Source organism: Pseudomonas guangdongensis, assembly GCF_900105885.1.
Taxonomy (GTDB): Bacteria; Pseudomonadota; Gammaproteobacteria; order Pseudomonadales; family Pseudomonadaceae; genus Geopseudomonas; species Geopseudomonas guangdongensis.
In genome coordinates this window covers 558,836-578,613 of the sequence record NZ_LT629780.1, presented here as the reverse complement: position 1 = coordinate 578,613, position 19,778 = coordinate 558,836, and the positions used below count along the sequence as shown (strand labels likewise).

General features: G+C 70.5%; 15 protein-coding genes. 10 read left to right on the top strand and 5 right to left on the bottom strand.

The window, feature by feature from the left end; genetic code table 11:
• The first annotated feature begins 33 nt into the window (after window positions 1–33).
• The 7 genes from bcsR (at window position 34) to BLU22_RS02790 (ending at window position 11,635) form a co-directional block, all read left to right on the top strand.
• Window positions 34–222 carry a cellulose biosynthesis protein BcsR gene (bcsR, locus tag BLU22_RS02820; protein ID WP_231975260.1) on the top strand — a complete coding sequence of 63 codons (189 nt, stop codon included), beginning with the start codon at window positions 34–36 and terminating at the stop codon, window positions 220–222.
• Window positions 219–992, top strand: a complete 774-nt coding sequence (gene bcsQ, locus BLU22_RS02815) for a cellulose biosynthesis protein BcsQ (protein ID WP_090211966.1) — start codon at window positions 219–221, stop codon at window positions 990–992. The genes bcsR and bcsQ overlap by 4 nt, the downstream gene beginning before the upstream one ends.
• Window positions 989–3,598, top strand: coding sequence for a UDP-forming cellulose synthase catalytic subunit (bcsA, locus tag BLU22_RS02810; RefSeq protein ID WP_090211965.1), 2,610 nt, complete (start codon window positions 989–991; stop codon window positions 3,596–3,598). Before bcsQ ends, bcsA begins: the two co-directional genes overlap by 4 nt.
• The gene (gene bcsB / locus BLU22_RS02805) at window positions 3,595–5,817 is read left to right on the top strand and encodes a cellulose biosynthesis cyclic di-GMP-binding regulatory protein BcsB (RefSeq protein ID WP_090211963.1); all 2,223 of its coding nucleotides are present in this window, start codon (window positions 3,595–3,597) and stop codon (window positions 5,815–5,817) included. The genes bcsA and bcsB overlap by 4 nt, the downstream gene beginning before the upstream one ends.
• A 51-nt stretch (window positions 5,818–5,868) precedes the next feature.
• Complete coding sequence (gene bcsC / locus BLU22_RS02800; RefSeq protein WP_090211961.1) at window positions 5,869–9,426, top strand: cellulose synthase complex outer membrane protein BcsC; 3,558 nt, start codon at window positions 5,869–5,871, stop codon at window positions 9,424–9,426.
• A 155-nt stretch (window positions 9,427–9,581) separates the two neighbouring features.
• Window positions 9,582–10,325: an osmolarity response regulator transcription factor OmpR gene (gene ompR / locus BLU22_RS02795; protein WP_090211959.1), complete on the top strand. Its 744-nt coding sequence runs from the start codon at window positions 9,582–9,584 to the stop codon at window positions 10,323–10,325.
• Window positions 10,322–11,635 carry an ATP-binding protein gene (locus BLU22_RS02790; RefSeq protein WP_090211958.1) on the top strand — a complete coding sequence of 438 codons (1,314 nt, stop codon included), beginning with the start codon at window positions 10,322–10,324 and terminating at the stop codon, window positions 11,633–11,635. The genes ompR and BLU22_RS02790 overlap by 4 nt, the downstream gene beginning before the upstream one ends.
• Before the next feature lie 210 nt (window positions 11,636–11,845).
• Here BLU22_RS02790 and rimK read toward each other — a convergent pair whose 3' ends face one another.
• From rimK to BLU22_RS02775, 3 genes are read right to left on the bottom strand one after another with little or no spacing between them, the layout of a single operon-like run.
• On the bottom strand, window positions 11,846–12,751 hold the full coding sequence (gene rimK, locus BLU22_RS02785; RefSeq protein ID WP_090211956.1) for a 30S ribosomal protein S6--L-glutamate ligase: 906 nt from the start codon (window positions 12,749–12,751) through the stop codon (window positions 11,846–11,848).
• Window positions 12,748–13,227, bottom strand: a complete 480-nt coding sequence (rimB, locus tag BLU22_RS02780; RefSeq protein WP_090211954.1) for a retropepsin-like aspartic endopeptidase RimB — start codon at window positions 13,225–13,227, stop codon at window positions 12,748–12,750. Before rimB ends, rimK begins: the two co-directional genes overlap by 4 nt.
• 57 nt (window positions 13,228–13,284) lie before the next feature.
• Complete coding sequence (locus BLU22_RS02775) at window positions 13,285–14,700, bottom strand: diguanylate cyclase (protein WP_090211953.1); 1,416 nt, start codon at window positions 14,698–14,700, stop codon at window positions 13,285–13,287.
• 145 nt (window positions 14,701–14,845) lie between these two features.
• On the opposite strand from BLU22_RS02775, the gene BLU22_RS02770 reads away from it, so the two are divergent.
• Window positions 14,846–15,235, top strand: a complete 390-nt coding sequence (locus tag BLU22_RS02770) for an RNA-binding S4 domain-containing protein (RefSeq protein WP_090211951.1) — start codon at window positions 14,846–14,848, stop codon at window positions 15,233–15,235.
• A gap of 14 nt (window positions 15,236–15,249) precedes the next feature.
• On the opposite strand, the gene BLU22_RS02765 is transcribed toward BLU22_RS02770, so the two are convergent.
• Complete coding sequence (locus tag BLU22_RS02765; RefSeq protein WP_090211950.1) at window positions 15,250–16,170, bottom strand: c-type cytochrome; 921 nt, start codon at window positions 16,168–16,170, stop codon at window positions 15,250–15,252.
• Window positions 16,167–16,817, bottom strand: coding sequence for a c-type cytochrome (locus BLU22_RS02760; protein WP_090211948.1), 651 nt, complete (start codon window positions 16,815–16,817; stop codon window positions 16,167–16,169). Before BLU22_RS02760 ends, BLU22_RS02765 begins: the two co-directional genes overlap by 4 nt.
• A gap of 291 nt (window positions 16,818–17,108) precedes the next feature.
• Between BLU22_RS02760 and hslO the strand changes: the two genes are divergently transcribed.
• Window positions 17,109–17,996: an Hsp33 family molecular chaperone HslO gene (hslO, locus tag BLU22_RS02755; protein WP_090211946.1), complete on the top strand. Its 888-nt coding sequence runs from the start codon at window positions 17,109–17,111 to the stop codon at window positions 17,994–17,996.
• A gap of 120 nt (window positions 17,997–18,116) precedes the next feature.
• A complete protein-coding gene (locus tag BLU22_RS02750; protein WP_090211945.1) occupies window positions 18,117–19,661 on the top strand; it encodes a phosphoenolpyruvate carboxykinase in 1,545 nt (514 codons plus the stop codon).
• Window positions 19,662–19,778 lie beyond the last annotated feature (117 nt).

Below are 19,778 nucleotides of genomic sequence, written 5' to 3'. Positions count from 1 at the left end.
ACGGAGGTGCTCGCGATGGATACGCCCGTTCCCATGATGCGTGACGACGATATCGCCAACCTGCGGGCGCGCCTGGCCCTGCCCGAGCTGGCCTATGTGGATTTCTCCCGTCAGGAGGACATGCTGCGCGCGCTGCAGCGCTGGCCGCTGCTGGTCGAGCTGGAGACCTGGGATGCCGAGCGCCGGCGCCGCGCCGCCACGTCCGCGGAGGTGAAGCCATGATCAGCATTGCCATACAGGGGCTGCGCGGCGGCGTCGGGGTCAGTTCGGTGGTGGCCGCGCTCGGTCACGCCCTGCAGAGCCAGGGGGAACGGGTGCTGCTGGTGGACATGTGCCCGGAGAATCTGCTGCGCCTGCACTGCAACCAGCCGGTGGCCGACGGCAGCGGTTGGGCCCGCGCCACGCTGGACGGCGAAGGCTGGAAGGCCTGGGGCTGGTCGGTGCTGCCGAACCTGCATGTGCTGCCCTACGGCCGGCTTTCCGAAGCCGAACAGGGACGCCTCGAACTGCACCTGCGGCGCACGCCGCAGCTGTGGCGCAGCCTGCAGGCCAGCCTGGCGCGGAGCTTCGACTGGGTGCTGTTCGACCTGCCGCAGCGCCTGGTCGGACATGCCCAGATCGGCGCCTGCGACCTGAGCATCCGCCTGCTGGAGGCCGATCCGGCCTGTCATGCCTTGCTGCGCCAGACGCCGCTGCGCCCGCAGGAGTGGCTGCTGGTCAACCGTTACGATCCCGGCTGCCAGCTGCAGCGCGACCTGCTGCTGGTCTGGCAGCAACTGCTGGGCCAGCGTCTGCTGGTGCAGAGCGTGCATCGCGATACCGCCATGCGCGAGGCGCTGGCCAACAAGCATCCGGTCGGTGCGCATGCGCCGGGCAGCCTGGCCGCGCAGGATGCGCTGGGCCTGGCGCGCTGGTGTCTGGAGCGCCGCCAGCTGCCGGCGGTGGTCGGCGCGCTGCTGGACGCCGAAAGCGGCGAGGGCGGGCGGTCATGACGCCCACCGCCCAGCCGACTCCCGCCGTGGCGCCGGCGGCCGGGCGCGAGCCCGGCGTGCTGCCCGCCGCCCCGTCCGCGGCGCTGCCGCACAGTCGCCTGTGGCTGGCGCTGGCCTGGCTGCTGCTGCGCCTGGAGTCTCCCGCCTGGCAGGCGCTGCGCGCCCGGCAGCATTACTGGTATCCGCACCTGGCGGGGCGCCGGCCGCGTCCCGCCGACCCGCTGCGCTACCTGCTGCAGACCCTCTGGCTGATGATCCGCCGGCCGCAGCCGGCCGCGGCGCCCGGCCAGCTGCGGCGTCTGCTGGCGCGCTGGCGCCAGTCCTGGCATGACGTCCTGCATCAGCGCCTGCTGCCGCATTTTGCGCTGCAGGGGCCGGACAGCGAACACGCGCTGGGACGGCTGAGCCAGCCGCTGCGCGCCTGCCTGGTCGGCGCCCTGGCGCTGCTGGCGATACCCCTGGCGCTGCTGGCGATACCCCTGGCGCTGCTGGGCATCACCGAACCGTTCGACTGGCGCGAGCAACTGGTGTTCGTCGGCCTGCTCTGGGGACTGGCGCTGTTCATGCGCCACTGGCCGGGGCGCTTCGTCACCCTGCTGATCGTGCTGATCTCGGTGGTGGTGTCCTGCCGCTACCTGTGGTGGCGCTACACCGCGACCCTCAACTGGCACAGCCCACTGGACCTGACTTTCGGGCTGATCCTGCTGGCGGCGGAAACCTACGCCTGGCTGGTGCTGATGCTCGGCTACCTGCAGACCAGCTGGCCGCTGCAGCGCCAGCCGGCGCCGCTGCCGGCCGACAGTTCGCTGTGGCCGACGGTGGACCTGCTGATCCCCACCTACAACGAGGACCTGAGCGTGGTGCGCCCCACCGTGTACGCCGCGCTGGGCATCGACTGGCCGGCCGACAAGCTGCGCATCCACCTGCTCGACGACGGCCGCCGCGAGTCCTTCCGCCAGTTCGCCGCCGAGGTCGGGATCGGCTACATCGTCCGCCCCGACAACAGGCACGCCAAGGCCGGCAACCTCAACCACGCCCTGCAGCACACCGACGGCGAGCTGGTGGCGATCTTCGACTGCGACCACGTGCCGGTGCGCTCCTTCCTGCAGGTCACCGCCGGCTGGTTCCTGCGCGATCCCAAGCTGGCGCTGGTGCAGACTCCTCACCACTTCTTCTCCCCCGACCCCTTCGAGCGCAACCTCGGCATCTTCCGCCGCCGGCCCAACGAGGGCGAGCTGTTCTACGGCCTGGTGCAGGACGGCAACGACCTGTGGAACGCGGCGTTCTTCTGCGGCTCCTGCGCGCTGCTGCGGCGCACGGCGCTGGAGTCGGTCGGCGGCTTCGCGGTGGAAACCGTCACCGAGGACGCCCACACCGCGCTGCGCATGCACCGCAAGGGCTGGAACTCGGCCTACCTGCGCGTTCCCCAGGCGGCCGGGCTGGCCACCGAGAGCCTGTCGGCGCACATCGCCCAGCGCATCCGCTGGGCGCGCGGCATGGCGCAGATCTTCCGCACCGACAACCCGCTGCTGGGGCGCGGTCTGAGCTTCTTCCAGCGCATCTGCTACGCCAACGCGATGCTGCACTTCCTCGCCGGCCTGCCGCGACTGGTGTTCCTCATCGCACCGCTGGCCTTCCTGCTGCTGCACGCCTACATCATCTACGCCCCGGCGCTGATGATCGTGCTCTACGTACTGCCGCACATGATCCACGCCAGCCTGGCCAGTTCGCGCATGCAGGGCGCCTTCCGGCAGACCTTCTGGGGCGAGGTCTACGAGACGGTGCTGGCCTGGTACATCGTCCGGCCGACCACCATGGCGCTGCTGAGCCCGCGCCACGGCGCCTTCAACGTCACCGCCAAGGGCGGCCTGATGGCGGAGGACCAGTTCGACTGGCGCACCGCGCGGCCCTACCTGCTGCTGGCGCTGCTCAACGTCCTCGGCCTGGGCTTCGCCATCTGGCGCCTGTACGCCGGGCCGGCGACGGAAGTCGGCACGGTGATCGTCAGCGCCCTGTGGGTGCTCTACAACCTGCTGATCATCGGCGCCGCCGTGGCGGTGGCCGCCGAGGCGCGGCAGATCCGCCGCACCCAGCGGGTCCAGGTGGCGTTGCCGGCGGCGCTGCGCCTGCCCGACGGGCACCTCTATCCCTGCCAGCTGAGCGACTACGCCATGGGCGGCGTCGGCCTGGACCTGGGCGAGGCGCTGCACCTGGAGGAGGGCAGCGAGGTCGGCGTGGTGCTCTATCAGGGCACGCGCGAGCAGCTGTTCCGCGGCGAGGTCGGCCGCTGCGCCGGTCGCCACCTGGCGATCCGCCTGGCGCCGCTGAGCCTGCGCGAGCAGATCGCCTTCGTGCAGTGCACCTTCGCCCGCGCCGATGCCTGGCTGACCTGGCGGCCAGCGCTGGGCAACGAGTATCCCCTGCGCAGTTTCTTCGACGTGCTGCGCCTGGGCGGCCTGGGTTACCGCCGCCTGCTCGAATACGCCCCCGCGTGGCTGCACGGGGTGTTGCATCCGGTCTGGCTGCTGGTCGGCTGGCTGTTCAGTTTTGTGCCGCGTACCCCATCCGCCGTGGTTATCCCGGCTTCGCGAGAGTTGAGACCATGAAGAGTCCTTACCCGATCAAGCATCGCTGGTTGGCCGGTCTGGCCCTGCTGGCGGCTCAGACGTTGCCGGCGGCGCTGCTGGCGGCCACAAGCGAAAACACGCCGGCGCCGCGCTGGGAAACCCGGCACAGCTTCGAGCAGCTCGGCTGGAATACCGACAGCCTGCTGCTGGGCATCCGCAGCAGCGATCAGGTGGAGTTCCGCCTGCGCGGCGACCGTCTGGCCACCGCCGCGCAACTGCACCTGGAATACACCCCCTCGCCGTCGCTGCTGGCCGGCCAGTCCCATGTGCGCGTCTACCTCAACGATGCGCTGATGGGCGTGCTGCCGGCGCAGACCGGCCAGCCCGGCCAGCGCATGCGCCAGAGCCTGCCCCTCGACCCGCAGCTGCTCGGCGATTTCAACCGCCTGCGCCTGGAGTTCGTCGGGCGCTACGACGACGCCTGCCCGGACCCGGCCAGCAGCGCGCTGTGGCTGAACCTGGCGCGCAACAGCCGCATCGAGCTGACCCAGCAGGCGCTGGCCCAGGTCAACGACCTGGCCTACTTCCCGGCGCCGTTCTTCGACGAGCGCGACTACGCGCGGCTGGAGCTGCCGGTGCTGTTCGCCGCCACCCCGACCCTGGAGGAGCAGCGCGCGGCGGCGATCCTCGCGTCCTACTTCGGCAGCCTGGCCGGCTGGCGCCGCAGCAGCTTCCCGGTGCATTACCAGCAGCTGCCGCCGGTGCGCGCCGGCCAGCCGCTGCTGGTGCTGGCCAGCAACGAGCGCCGCCCGGCGTTCCTGCAGGACTACCAGCGCTATCCGCGCGTCGAGTCGCCGGTGGTGCAGTTGATCGACCACCCGAGCGACCCCTACGGCAAACTGCTGCTGATCCTCGGCCGCGACGACGCCGATCTGGTCAGCGCGGCCACCGCCCTGGCCATGGGCGGCGAGCTGTTCAACGGTCAGCGGGTGGCCATCGAGCGGCCGCCGCAGCCGCAGCCGCGGCGTCCCTACGATGCGCCGAACTGGGTGCCGACCGACCGGCCGGTGCGCTTCGCCGAGCTGCTCGACTATGCCCAGCAGCTGCAGGTCAGCGGCCTCAAACCCAAGCCGATCAGCCTCGACCTGAACCTGCCGCCGGATCTGTTCGCCTGGAGCAGCCAGGGCGTACCGCTGACCACCCGCTACCGCTACACCGCTCCCGGCAGCGCGGACGACTCGCGGTTGAACGTCAGCATCAACGAGCAGTTCATCGCCAGCCTGCCGCTGGCCGGCGAGTCGGCCCGGCAGGGGCCGAGCGAACTGAGCATGGCGCTGTGGATGGGGACCCGCGACCGCGAGCGCGACAAGCTGCTGGTGCCTGCCCTCAAGCTCGGCGAACACAACCGCCTGCGCTTCGAGTTCGACTTCGCCAGCCTGCTCGGCAGCTCGCAGCGCGACCGCTGCCAGACGGTGCTGCCGGTCAACGTGCAGGCGGCCATCGACGAGGACTCGACCATCGACCTGTCGGGCTTCCAGCACTACATCGCCCTGCCCGAACTGCGCGCCTTCGCCCGCAGCGGCTTCCCGTTCAGCCGCCTGGCCGACCTGTCGCAGACTCTGGTGCTGGTGCCCAGCCAGCCCAGCCCGACCCAGGTCGGCACCCTGCTCGACGCCCTGGCCGGCATCGCCGCCCAGGTCGGCTACCCGGCTCTGGGGGTACGCCTGAGCGACGACTGGCGCAGCGCCGCCGGCGTCGATGCCGACCTGCTGCTGCTCGGCCCGCTGCCGGCCGCGCAGCGCAGCGGCCAGGACCTGAGCGCGCTGCAGCAGTTGCCGCGCAGCTGGCTGACCTCGGCCGCCCCGCAGGCCGAGGCTGCGTCCGACGAGATGTCGGCCACGCCGCTGGCGGCCATCGTCGGCCTGCAGTCGCCCTTCCATCCGCAGCGCAGCGTGGTGGCCCTGCTGGCTTCGAGCGAAGCCGACCATGCCCTGCTGCGCACGACCCTGGGCGATCCCGGCAAGCTGGATGCCATCGACGGCTCGCTGGCGCTGATCCGCGACAGCGGCATCGCCAGCCAGCGGGTCGGCGAGACCTACTACGTCGGTCACCTGCCCTGGTGGCAGCGGCTGTGGTTCCACATGAGCGAGCGCCCGCTGCTGCTGGCCAGCATGGCGGCGCTCAGCGTGCTGCTGCTGGCCTGGGTGTGCTGGCTGCTGCTGCGTCTGGTCAGTCGTCGGCGCCTGAACGCGCACTGAGCCTTGTCGCCGGATGTCTGAGGCCGGCGCAGGCCGGCCGGGGAGAATGCGATGCACAAGAAAAGGGAGCTGGGCTGTCTGCTGCTGGTGCTGGGCACGGCGCCCTTCCTGCTGGCCGCCCAGCCGGACGAGCGTCAGCGCCAGGCCGAGCTGCTGCTGGAGCGGGTACGCACCGGCGAGGCGCGCCAGCGCGACGATCTGGTTCGCGACGCGCTGACGCGCCTGCAGCAACTGGCCCCGGACAGCGCCGAAGGCCAACTGGCCGCCCTGCGCCTGGCGCTGCGCGAACAGGACGGCGCGCGCGCCGAGCAGTGGCTGCAACGCCTGCGCGCGGCGGCGCCGAATTCGCCGCAGCTGCATCAGGGCGAAGCGCTGCTGCGCCTGAGCCAGCCGCAGGGCCAGCAGCAATTGCAGCAGGCGCGCCTGCTCGGTGCCGCCGGCCGGCGCGACGAGGCGCTGGTCGCCTATGACGCCCTGTTCGCCGGTCACCCGCCGAGCCTGGAGCTGGCCCTCGAATACTGGCAGCAGCGCGGCGCGGTGGATGGCCAGCGCCCGCTGGCCATCACCTACCTGCAGGCGCTGGATCGCCAGTACCCGGGCAGCGCCGCGCTGCGCCGCCAGCTGGCCAGCCTGCTGTTCGCCGAGTCGCGTGACGACGAGGCGATCCAGGTGCTGCGGCGCATGGGCAGCGACCCGGCGGCGCGCGCCGCGGCGATGCAGCGCGAGTTCGACCAGTTGCGCGAGCGCGCGCCGAGCCGCGCCAGCGCGGCCGCCTGGCAGTCGTTCCTCGAACACTACCCCGATGCGCCGCAGCGCGCCGAGGCGAGCGCCGAACTGCAACGCCAGCGCGCCCTGCTGGCCAATCCCGGCTGGCAGGCTGGCCAGCGCGGCGAAGCGCTGCTCGAAGCCGGACGCAACGCCGAGGCGGCGGCCCAGCTGCAGGCCGCCCTGCGCGCCTTTCCCCAGGATGGCGGCTGGCACGGCGCGCTGGGGCTGGCGCAGATCCGCCTTGGCCAGCGCGAGGCCGCCGAACGGTCGCTGCGCAACGCGCTGCGCTGGGACCAGGACAGCCGGCGCATCGACAAGTGGCAGGACCTGCAGGCCAGCAACCGTTACTGGATGACCCTGCAGCGCGGCAGCGAGGCCCTGGCCGCCGGCCGCATCGATCAGGCCGATGCGCTGTACCGCCAGGCCCGGCGCCAGCAGCCGCGCGAAGTGAATGCGCTGCTGGGGCTGAGCGACGTGGCCCAGGCGCGCGGCGCCGGCGCCGAGGCCGAGCGGCTGCTGCTGCAGGCCCGCACTCTGGAGCCGGGTAACGAAGAGGTGCTGCGCAAGCTGCTGGTGCTGTACCAGCAGCAGTCGCCGGACAAGGCCCGCGCCTGGCTCGATGCCCTGCCGCCGGCGCAGCAGCAGCGCTTCGCCGCGCAGCGGCGCGCCCTGCAGCTGAACGACCTCAGGCGCCGCGGCGAGGCCGCGCAGAACGCCCGCGACTGGGCGCAGGCCAGCAGCCTGCTCGGTCAGGCCCAGACGCTGGACCCGGACGATCCCTGGCTGGCCTACCAGCTGGCCGCCAGCCTGCGCGAGCAGCAGCGCCATGCCGAGAGCGACGCCGCCTTCGCCCGCCTGCTCGCCCGTCAGGGCGGCAACCCGACGGCGCGCTACGCCCACGGCCTGCATCTGGCCGCCAGCGGGCGCGACGCCAGCGCGCTGAACAGCCTGGAGGCGATTCCCCGCGGGCAGTGGACGGCGGACATGCACGCCCTCGCCGAACGCCTGGAGCGCCGCTACCTGCGCGCCCGCGCCGAGGCGCTGCGCAGCGCCGGCCAGGAGCCGGCGGCGATCGCCCTGCTGCAGCGCGAAGCCGGTACGGCGCCGCTGCCCCAGGACGACCTGCTGCTGATCGCCGACTGGGCCCAGCAGCGCAACGACCACCGCGAGGCGCTGCGCCTCTACGCGCAGGCCCTGCAGCGCGACCCGGCGCAGGCCGATGCGCGCCTCGGGCAGATCGAAAGCTGGCTGGCCCTCGGCGAGACGGCGCGCGCCCGGCAGGCGCTGCAGCAGGGCGAGCCGCAGTTCGCCGCGGAGCAGATCAACGCCCGCCGGCGGCTGGCCAACGCCTGGGCGGCGGTCGGCGAGCCGCAGCGCGCCCGCGCGCAGTTCGCGCAGCTGGCGACCGAACAGCGGGCGCCGGACGCCCTGCTGCACCGCGACCACGCGCGGCTGCTGGCCTCGATCCAGCCGCAGCGGGCGCTGGATTCCTACGCCCGGGCGATGGGCGATGCCGGCCTGCTGGCGCCGGGGGCGAGCAGCCTGCGCGACGACCGCGCGCTGACTATGGCCAGCCGCGCCCGCGACGAGGACGACTGGCTGCGGCGCAGCCTGCGCAGCGACGTCGACAGCCTCTACCAACGCGAGAACCCGACCCTGCGCGTGCAGCACGACTACGCCTGGCGCAGCGACGACGTGACGCCGGGGCTGTCCGACCTGACCACCCAGACCACCATCGTCCAGGCCGACTGGCCGCTGGCCGGCGGCCAGGCCTTCGCGCGGGTCGAGCAGGTGGACATGGATGCCGGGCGCTTCGATACCGACGCCGCCGGCCTGCATACCGAAGGCTTCGGCACCTGCAACTTCCAGGGCCGCGACAGCAGCGGCAGCTTCCAGGCCCTGGCCGGCTGCGCCGGCGGCGGCCAGCGCGACAGCGGCGCGGCCTTCGCCGTGGGCTGGCGCAACGAGCGCCTGGCCGTCGATCTCGGCCGCTCGCCCCAGGGGTTCGAGGTGGGCAACTGGCTGGGCGGGGTGAGCTACGACTGGGACTATGCCGGCCTTGGCTGGTCGCTGACCGTGTCGCGGCGGCCGCTGAGCAACTCGCTGCTGTCCTACGCCGGCGTGGTCGACCCGCGTACCGGCATCCGCTGGGGCGGGGTCACCGCCAACGGCGCCAGCCTCGGCCTCAGCTACGACCAGGGCGGCGCGCACGGCGTCTGGGCGCAGGTCGGCCAGCACTGGCTGCGCGGCAAGAACGTCGCCGACAACCAGCGCACCACGCTGATGGCCGGCTACTACTACAAGCTCATCGACCGCGCCGACCAGCGCCTGCGCACCGGCCTGACCGGCATCTACTGGAGCTACGACAAGGACCTGGGCGACTACTACCTGGGCCAGGGCGGCTACTACAGCCCGCAGCGCTACGTCTCGCTGGGCGTGCCGGTCAGCTACGCCTGGCGCAACGCCGACTGGTCGGTGCTGCTGGAAGGCTCGCTGAGCTGGTCGCAGGCGCGCAGCGACGCCAGCGAGCGCTATCCGCTGCACAGCCTGATCGCCGGACCGCTGGCCGAGCTGAATGGCCAGTCGGCGCCGGCGCTCTTCCCGCTCGACAACTTCGCCACCGCCGGCGATCGCAGCAGCGCGGTCGGCTACCGGGTCAACGCACTGGTCGAGCGGCGCCTCAGCGACCACTGGATCGTCGGCGCCGGCCTGACCCTGCAGCGCAGCGAGGACTATGCGCCCAACCATGCGCTGCTCTACCTGCGCTACAGCTTCGAGCCCTGGCAGGGCAACCTGCGCATGGCGCCGGAACCGCTGATCCCCTACGCCGACTTCAAGTAGCCGCGCACCATTTCCGCCGCGCCGGACGGCTCCCCCCACGGAGCCGTCCGGCGCGGCGCGCCAGCCCCGTCCTCGCGTAAAATCTGCTAACAAAGGCCACCCGACCGGCCCGGACGGCTGGTTCATAATCGCCCGGACATTTGCGAGGACTCTCGATGAGCCACACTGCCAGCACCGCGCCGGAAGGCGAAAAGATCCTGATCGTCGACGACGACGCCCGTCTGCGTCGCCTGTTGGAGCGCTTCCTCGACGAGGAAGGCTTTCGCGTGCGCAGCGTGGAGAACGTCGAGCAGATGGATCGCCTGCTGGCCCGCGAGCTGTTCAGTCTGGTGGTGCTCGACCTGATGATGCCCGGCGAGGACGGCCTGTCGGCCTGCCGGCGCCTGCGCGAGGGCAACAACCAGGTGCCGATCATCATGCTCACCGCCAAGGGCGACGAGGCCAGCCGCATCCAGGGCCTGGAGCTGGGCGCCGACGACTACCTGGCCAAGCCGTTCAATCCGCGCGAGCTGCTGGCACGGATCAAGGCCGTGCTGCGCCGCCAGGCGCCGGTGGTGCCGGGCGCGCCGGGCAGCGAGGAGGAAAGCGTCAGCTTCGGCGACTACGAGCTGAACCTCGGCACCCGCGAACTCAAGCGCGGCGGCGAAGTGCACATGCTCACCACCGGCGAGTTCGCCGTGCTCAAGGCGCTGGTCCAGCATGCCCGCGAGCCGCTGACCCGCGACAAGCTGATGAGCCTGGCGCGCGGCCGCGAGTGGGATGCCCTGGAGCGCTCCATCGACGTGCAGATTTCCCGCCTGCGCCGGCTGATCGAGCCCGATCCCTCCAAGCCGCGCTACATCCAGACCGTCTGGGGTGTCGGCTACGTGTTCGTGCCGGACGGCAGCGCGCGCAAGTGAGAACCCCTGTCTGGTTTCCGCAGAGCGTGTTCGCCCGCACGCTCTGGCTGGTGCTGCTGGTGGTGCTGTTCTCCAAGGCGCTGACCCTGGTCTACCTGCTGATGAACGAGGACATGCTGGTCGACCGCCAGTACAGCCATGGCACCGCGCTGACCCTGCGCGCCTACTGGGCGGCCGATCCGGATTCGCGGCCGGTGATCGCCGCCGCCACCGGCCTGCGCCAGCTGCGCCACGACGAGGTGCCCGCCGGCGAATACCACTGGCCCTACACCGAGGTGTTCGAGGCGCAGATGCGCCAGGAGCTGGGCGCGGACGCCCAGTTGCGCATGCGCGCGGCCCGCACGCCGCGCCTCTGGGTGCTGGCGCCGAGTCTCGGCCCGGACTGGGTGGAGGTGCCGCTGTATCCCTATCCGCTCAAGGTGCAGCGGATCTGGAGCGTGCTCGGCTGGTTCCTGGCCATCGGCCTGCTGTCCACCGCCTCGGCGTGGATCTTCGTGCGCCTGCTCAGCCTGCCGCTCAAGCGCCTGGTGTTCGCCGCCCGGCAGATCGGCCGCGGGCGCAGCGTGCGCCTGCCGGTGAGCGACACGCCCAGCGAGATGACCGAGCTGTACCGCGCCTTCAACCAGATGGCCGAGGATGTCGAGCAGGCCGCCCGCGAGCGCGAGCTGATGCTCGCCGGAGTGTCACACGACCTGCGCACCCCGCTGACCCGCCTGCGCCTGTCCCTGGAGCTGCTGCGCGGCGACCACGAGCTGACCGAGGACATGGTCCGCGACATCGAGGACATGGATGCGATCCTCGACCAGTTCCTCGCCTTCATCCGCGACGGCCGCGACGAGCCGCTGGAGGAGCTCGACCTCAACGATCTGGTGCGCGAGGTGGCCGCGCCGCTCAACCAGAGCGAGGAGCGCGTGCGCCTGTGTCTGGAGGCGCTGCCGGCCATGCCGCTGCGCCGGGTGTCGATCAAGCGCCTGCTCGCCAACCTGATGGAGAACGCCCTGCGCCATGGCGGCAGCGGCGTCGAGGTGTGCTCCAGCCTGTCCGGCGGCCATGCCGCGCCCTATGTGGTGCTCAGCGTGCTGGATCGCGGTCCGGGCATCGATCCGGCCGAGCTGGACAGCATCTTCAACCCCTTCATCCGCGGCGACCGCGCGCGCAGCGGCAAGGGCACCGGCCTTGGGCTGGCCATCGTCAAGCGCATCGCCGCCCAGCACGGCGGCAGCGTCGAGCTGCGCAACCGCGCCGGCGGCGGGGTGGAGGCGCGGGTGCGCCTGCCGCTGGGGCTGTTGCTGCCGCGCGATGCGGCGTAGGCGGACCCGAACGCTGTGGCCGCGGAAGTCTCGGCGTCATGGATGACGCGGTGAAGCCCCCGGGGATGGTGTTGCGGCGTCTTCCGCCGACAGTTTGCGCGCGGCGCCAGCAGGCGCCCCGCGAGGAGCGGTTATGGCGTCTCTGGCGGGATGCCGCGTGGGAGCGCCCCCCGGCCCGACCATCCTCGGTCGGGAGTTGCCTGATCCGGCTCAGCCCCGGCCCTTGGTCCGCGTCTGGTTGGGCCGGGCATGCTCCTCGATGTGCTGGATGATCATCGCCGCCACGTCCTGGCCGGTGGTGGTCTCGATGCCCTCCAGGCCCGGCGAGGAGTTGACCTCCATCACCAGCGGGCCGTGGTTGGAGCGCAGGATGTCGACCCCGGCCACGCCCAGGCCCATGGCCTTGGCCGCGCGGATCGCGGTCATGCGCTCCTCGGGGGTGATCTTGATCAGGCTGGCGGTGCCGCCGCGGTGCAGGTTGGAGCGGAATTCGCCGGGCTTGGCTTGACGCTTCATCGCCGCGATCACCTTGTTGCCGACCACGAAGCAGCGGATGTCGGCGCCGCCGGCTTCCTTGATGTACTCCTGCACCATGATGTTCTGCTTGAGGCCCATGAACGCCTCGATCACCGACTCGGCGGCCTTTTCCGTCTCGCACAGCACCACGCCGATGCCCTGGGTGCCTTCCAGCACCTTGATCACCAGCGGCGCGCCGTTGACCATCTGGATCAGGTCGGGGATGTCGTCGGGGGAGTGGGCGAAGCCGGTCACCGGCAGGCCGATGCCCTTGCGCGACAGCAGCTGCAGCGAGCGCAGCTTGTCGCGCGAGCGGCTGATCGCCACCGACTCGTTGAGCGGGAACACGCCCATCATCTCGAACTGGCGCAGCACCGCGCAGCCGTAGAAGGTCACCGAGGCGCCGATCCGCGGGATCACCGCATCGAAGCCCTCCAGCGCCTGGCCGCGGTAGTGGATCTGCGGCTTGTGGCTGGCGATGTTCATGTAGGCGCGCAGGGTGTCGATGACCTGCATCTCGTGCCCGCGGGCGCGACCGGCCTCGACCAGGCGGCGGGTGGAATACAGGCGCGGGTTGCGCGACAGCACGGCGATCTTCATCGGACACCTGAGAGGGTTGCGGGCACCGCCAGTTGCGGCTTGCCCTGGACGTAGGCGAGAGCGGGGTTGACTACCAGCTGGCCGGCGATCAGCGCCTTGGCGCCGAGCAGCACGCGATAGCGCATGGTCTGGCGGCAGGCCAGGGTGAATTCTACAGGCCAATGGCGGTCGCCGAGCACCAGCTCGGTGCGAATCACGTAGCGGGTCTGGGTATGCCCGGTGGAGCTGCGGATGGTCTTCAGGTCGACCAGCAGCGCCTCGCGCTGGCGGTGCTGACGCTGCACCCGGCTGCCGAGGTGGGCGGTGAAGCGCACCCAGCGCTGGCCGTCGCGCTCGAACGGCTCGATGTCGCTGGCGTGCAGGGTCGAGGTGGCGGCGCCGGTGTCGATCTTGGCGCGCAGCCGCGCCAGGCCCAGCTCGGGCAGGGCGATCCACTCGCGCAGGCCGATCACGGCCAGGTGGTCGAAGGTTTTCATGCAGGCCGGCCTCCGTGGGGGGATGGGCGAGCGCCGGGCGCGTTGCGGCGACCGGGCTCAGTTGACATAGGATTCGCAGTGGCCGATCAGTCCGACCTGGTCGCGCCCGCCGTGCTTGGCCGCATACAGCGCCTCGTCGGCGCGCTGCACCAGGCCGGCGGCGCTGTCGCCGGCGCGCACCGTGGCGACCCCGGCGCTGGCGGTCAGCTGGCGCGGACAGGGGAAGGTATGGCCGCGCACCTGCAGCAGCAGGCGCTCGGCCAGTTGCCAGGCCTGCTCGGGCGTCGTTTCCTGGCAGATCACCAGGAATTCCTCGCCGCCCCAGCGGCACACGCTGTCCACGGTGCGCAGCTGGGCCTTGATCAGCTGGCCGCACTCGACCAGCACCTTGTCGCCGGTGAGATGGCCGAAGTCGTCGTTGACCGCCTTGAAGTGGTCGATATCGAGGAGGATCACCGACAGCGGGCGGCAAAAGCGCTGCGCGCGGGCCACATCCAGCTCGAAGGAGGCGTTGAGGGCATTGCGGTTGGGCAGCCCGGTCAGCGCGTCGGTCTCGGCCTGGTTCCTGAGCTGGCGGTTGAGGCTGCGCAGGCGGCTCATCCACAGCAGGCTGGTAGCCAGCACCGCGGCCAGCACCAGGCCCAGCCAGGCCACCACGGTGTAGTCGGTGACCTCGCGGGTGACCATCTGGATCGGCACATGGCGGTCGACGATCTGCCGGTGCTCGGCCTCGCTGAGGCTGGCGATACCCAGGTCGAGGATCTCGCGCAGGGTCTGCTCGGACTTCAGCACGCCCATGCGCAGCTGGTTGTCGTAGCCGGGAATCTGCCCGGAGATCTTCAGGCTGAACCAGCCCTCGGCCTTGATGGTGTGGGCGGCGACGATCAGCGAGCGCAGGGTCATGTCGACCTTGCGCTCGGCGACCAGCGCCAGCGCCTCGCGCTCGGAGTCGGTGAATACGATGCTCAGGTTGGGAAAGTCGCGGGCGACGCGCTCGGCCATCGCGGTGCCGCGCGGCAGGGCGATGCGCTTGCCCCTGAGGCTGGCGATGTCGGAGACGAACGGGTGCTCCTCGCGGGTGATGATCACGTTGGGATCGCTGAGCAGCGGGGCGGTGAAGATCAGCCATTGCTCGCGGTCGGGCGTGCTGTTGAGAAAACTCAGCGCCAGGCACCGGCCGGCCTGCGAGGCGCGCAGGCTGTCCTCCCAGCTGTCGGTGTGCTGCAGGGCGATCTGCAGGCCGGTGCGTGCGGCGATGATCCCGATCAGTTCGGCGGCGATGCCGGCATGGCGGCCGTGCTTGTCGATGATCTCGAACGGCCACCAGTCCGGGTCGACGCACAGCGGCAGCGTCGGGTGCGCCTGCAGGTAGGCGCGCTGCGAGGCGTTCAGCTCGACGAGCGGCGCCGCCTGGGCGGCGGAGGCGGCGCAGAGTGCGATGCAGATGAGGATCGGCCAGTGGCGCTTGCGCATGACGATGCTGCCTCGGGACAGGGGCCGCGCTGCGGGTGTGCCGGCGCGGGCGTGCAGCTGGCATTATGCGCAAGCGCCGCAGCGCCGGCTATTGCGTTGCAGCAAGGCGCCGCGCACGGCGGCGGCATACCGACAGGAAGGCGAGATGAGCGATAACGACGACAAGGTCCGACTGGACAAATGGCTGTGGGCGGCGCGGTTCTACAAGACCCGCGCGTTGGCCAAGGCCGCCATCGAGGGCGGCAAGGTGCATTGCCGTGGCGAACGTTGCAAGCCGTCGAAGGAGCCGAGGATCGGCGACGAACTCACCGTGCGCTGCGGTTTCGACGAGCGCACGGTGATCGTCCGTGCGCTGTCGATGGTGCGTCGCGGCGCGCCCGAGGCCCAGCAGCTCTACGAGGAAACCGCCGACAGCCTCGCCCGCCGCGAGCAGGCCCAGGCGCTGCGCCAGGCCGGTGCGCTGGGCGTGCAGACCGAGGGCCGGCCGAGCAAGAAGCAGCGCCGGCAGATCCACCAGTTCCGCGACGGCGCCTGAGCGCCGTTCGGGATTCAGCGGGTGCCCTGGCCGAGCACCACGCCGTTGACCTTCTGGCCGTAGAGGTTGACGCCGTCGTTGGCGTGGAACCTGACGCGGGTCTTCTCCACCGAGCCGTCGACCAGCCGCGGGTCCTGCGGGCGCTCGTGGCTGTTCATGTAGGCGGCCACATGCCAGGCGTCGGCGTCGCTCAAACTGCCGCCCTTGCCCAGCGGCATGCTGGTCTTGATGAAGGCCGCGGCGGTGTTGATGCGGTGCATGCCGGCACCCCAGTTGTAGGAGTCCTTGCCCCACAGCGGCGGGAACACGAAGTCGTCGCCGGACTTCTGGCCCTGGCCGTTGTCGCCGTGGCAGATCGCGCATTGCTCGGCGTAGACCTGCTTGCCGCGCGCCAGGTCGTAGCCGCCCTGGGGCTCGGCGATCACCGGGTACATGCGTCCGGGCAGGCTCTGATTGACCGGCGCGCCGGTGGACATCCAGTAGGAGTAGGCGGTCAGCGCGTTGATCACCGCGCCGTCGGCCGGCGGCGCGGTGCCGTTCATGCTGAACTGGAAGCAGCCCTGGATGCGCTCGGCGTAGCTGTTGACCTTGTCGTTCTTCTTCCGATAGGCCGGATACATGGTGTAGGCGCCCCACAGCGGCGCGGAGTTGGCCTGGCGGCCCTGATCCAGGTGGCAGTTGGTGCAGTTCATGCCGTTGCCGACATATTCACTGGCCTGATTCCGCGTATCGACGAAAATCGCCCGACCCTGCTGGACCAGACGGCCGAAGGCGTCGTCGGGCAGGTCGCGCTCGTGCGGCGGCTGGAACCACTGCTGGCCCTCCGGCTTGGCCGGCGCCGGGGGAATCTGCGACTGGTCTTCCATGGCGATCTTCGCCGCCAGGACGGGGGTGCTCACCGCGAGGGCGAGCAAGGCGGGCAGCAACGGTTTCATCGGGCACCTCCCTGCGGCGCGAGGCCGGCGAAGTAGTCGGACACGGCCTTGACCTCGTCGTCGCTGAGCGCGCGGGCGACATGGCCCATCAGGTCGTTGGGATCGTTCTTGCGGGTGCCCTGGCGCCAGGCGTTGAGCTGGGCGCCCAGGTACTGGGCGGACTGCCCGGCCAGCGGCGGGAAGGCGTCGCCGACACCGACCCCGCCGGGGCCGTGACAGGAGACGCATTCGGGCACGTTGCGTTCCCAGGCGCCGCGCAGGGCCAGCTCCGCGCCACGGCTCTCGGCCGGCGCCGAGCGCAGGATGCGCGGGTACTCGGGAGCCGGCAGGGCGGCGAGGGCCTGGCTGACGGCGGCGCTCTCGTCGGCGCTGAGCGCTGCGGCGATCGGCTGCATGATCGGGTTGGCGCGGCTGCCGCTGCGGAAGTCGGCGAGCTGCTTGGCCAGGTACTCGGCCGACAGGCCGGCCAGACGCGGGAAGCCGGCGGCGGCCATGCCCATGCCGTCGGCGCCGTGACAGCTGGCGCAGGCCATCGCCGCCGGATTGGCGGCGCCCTGGGTATGGATCTTCAGCCCGTCGGCGGCTTGGGCCTGCAGCGCCAGCAGCAGGCCGCACAGGCCTGCCAGGGGCAAGCGGGAGCGGTTCATGGAGAAGCCTCCTTGCGATGCCATGCGCCGGCGTGGCGTAAGGCGCGCGCAGGGGCATGGGGGATGCGACAGGATATGGTGGTCGCGGCGACCGTAGCACAGGCGCGAGGGCTTAACCATGTTTTGGGAATATGCTTATTCCTTGATGGAATTAATTCTCGCCGCATGCCGCGCGCGCCACCGATAGAGCGCCTCTTGCCGGCCGATAGACGAGCGATGCTTGGTCGCGCCGCGGTTTGCGCCTAAAATCGCGAGCTTTGTGGTCCTCCGTGGCCTTGTGAGCGAGTAGGCATGTCCGATTTCACCCAGCGCTTTCTGTTCGAAGACAACGACGTCCGCGGCGAGATGGTCGAACTCGACCGCAGCTACGCCGAAGTGCTTGCCAAGCATGACTATCCCGAGCCGGTCGCCCGGCTGCTCGGCGAGCTGCTCGCTGCCGCCGCGCTGCTCGGCAGCACCCTCAAGTTCGACGGCCTGCTGGTGCTGCAGGCACGCTCCAGCGGCCCGCTGCCGCTGCTGATGGTCGAATGCTCCAGCGACCGCGAGATCCGCGGCATCGCCCGCTACGAGAGCGACATCGGCGCCGACGCCGGCGGCCTGCGCGAGCTGATGCCCGAGGGCGTGCTGACCCTGACCGTCGACCCGAAGGTCGGCAAGCGCTACCAGGGCATCGTCAGCCTCGACGGCGACAGCCTGTCCGCGTGCCTGTCCAGCTACTTCGCGCTGTCCCAGCAGCTGCCCAGCCGCTTCTGGCTGCGCGCCGACGCTGGCCACGCCCGCGGCCTGCTGCTGCAGCAGATGCCGGCCGACCGCCTGCCCGATGCCGAGGCGCGCGCCGCCAGCTGGGAGCATGTGGTCACCCTGGCCGACACCCTGAGCGACGAGGAGTTGCTGGGGCTGGACAACCAGACCATCCTGCATCGTCTCTACCATCAGGAAGAAGTCCGGCTGTTCGACGCCCAGCCGCTACAATTCGCCTGCAGCTGCTCGCGCGAGCGCTCGGCCCGGGCGCTGGTCAGCCTGGGCGAGGTCGACGCCCGCGCGTTGCTGGAGGAACAGGGCGGCGAGGTGACCATCGACTGCCAGTTCTGCAATGCGCGTTACCAATTCGATGCGGCGGACGTCATCCAGTTGTTCGCCGGCGGCGGCACTGCCGAACCGTCGCCGACCCGGCACTGAGTGCACTGCACCGGGGCCGTGGATTTTCTGGCATAATCGCGCGCAATTTTTCGCTGTAGCCTGTTTCCGCACAGACTACACAACGTTTGGAGGACTCGGCCGCGGGCCGACGGGGACCACATGACGCAAGCCAATACTGCCGTGTACACCGATATCAGCGTTGCCGAACTGATCGAGCAGGCCATCCAGCGGGGCGAAGGCTCGCTCGCTGCCAATGGTTCGCTGGTCGTGCGCACAGGTCACCGTACCGGCCGTTCGCCCATGGATCGCTTCATCGTCCAGGAGCAGAGCACCGAGGCGAAGATCGCTTGGGGCAAGATCAACCGTCCGTTCCCGGAAGACAAGTTCGACGCCCTGTGGGACCGCGTCGAGGCCTACCTGGCCGAGCGCAGCCACTTCGTCTCCCACGTGCATGTCGGCTCCGCCATCGAGCACTACCTGCCGGTGAAGATGAGCACCGAGACCGCCTGGCACAACCTGTTCGGCCGCTGCCTGTTCATCAACCCGGAAACCTTCAACCCGGCCGGCAAGAGCGAGTGGCGCATCCTCAACGTGCCGTCCTTCGTCTGCGAGCCGGAGCGCGACGGCACCAACTCCGACGGTTGCGTGATCCTCAACTTCGCCCAGAAGAAGGTGCTGATCGCCGGCATGCGCTACGCCGGCGAGATGAAGAAGGCCATGTTCTCGGTGCAGAACTTCCTGCTGCCGGAAGCCGACGTGCTGCCGATGCACTGCGCCGCCAACATCGGCGAAGAGGGCGACGTCACCCTGTTCTTCGGTCTGTCCGGCACCGGCAAGACCACCCTGTCCGCCGACCCGAGCCGCTACCTGATCGGCGACGACGAGCACGGCTGGGGCGAGGGCGTGGTGTTCAACATCGAGGGCGGCTGCTACGCCAAGTGCATCGACCTGTCCGAGAAGAACGAGCCGGTGATCTGGAAGGCCATCCAGTTCGGCGCCGTGCTGGAGAACGTGGTGCTCGACGAGCGTAGCCGCCAGCCGGACTACGCCGACAGCAGCCTGACCCAGAACAGCCGTGCCGCCTACCCGCTGGAGCACGTCGAGAAGCGTTCCGAGAAGAACCTCGGCGGCGAGCCGAACGCGGTGATCTTCCTGACCTGCGACCTGACCGGCGTGCTGCCGCCGGTGTCGATCCTCAACAACGAGCAGGCCGCCTACCACTTCCTGTCCGGCTACACCGCGCTGGTCGGTTCCACCGAGATGGGCAGCGGCAGCGGCATCAAGTCGACCTTCTCCACCTGCTTCGGCGCGCCGTTCTTCCCGCGTCCGGCCGGCGAGTACGCCGAGCTGCTGATCAAGCGCATCAAGGCGTTCGGTTCCAAGGTCTACCTGGTCAACACCGGCTGGACCGGTGGCGGCTACGGTGTCGGCAAGCGCTTCAACATCCCGACCACCCGCGCGGTGATCGCGGCGATCCAGAGCGGCGCGCTGGTCGGTGCCGAGACCGAGCACCTGCCGATCATCAACCTGGACGTGCCCAAGGCCGTCGCCGGCGTCGAGACCCAGCTGCTCAACCCGCGCAACACCTGGGCCGACAAGAGCGAGTACGACCAGGCCGCCCGCGCCCTGGCCGCGCTGTTCGTCGACAACTTCAAGAAGTTCGACGTCTCCGACGCCATCCGTAACGCCGGCCCGCAGCTGTAATCCGCCGCGAGCCTTCATGAAGAAACCGCCTTCGGGCGGTTTTTTCATGGGCGGCACCTGGCCCGGAACGTTGCCCGGGCCGCGTTTTTGCTCCCCCATGCCCATCAGGAGTCAGAC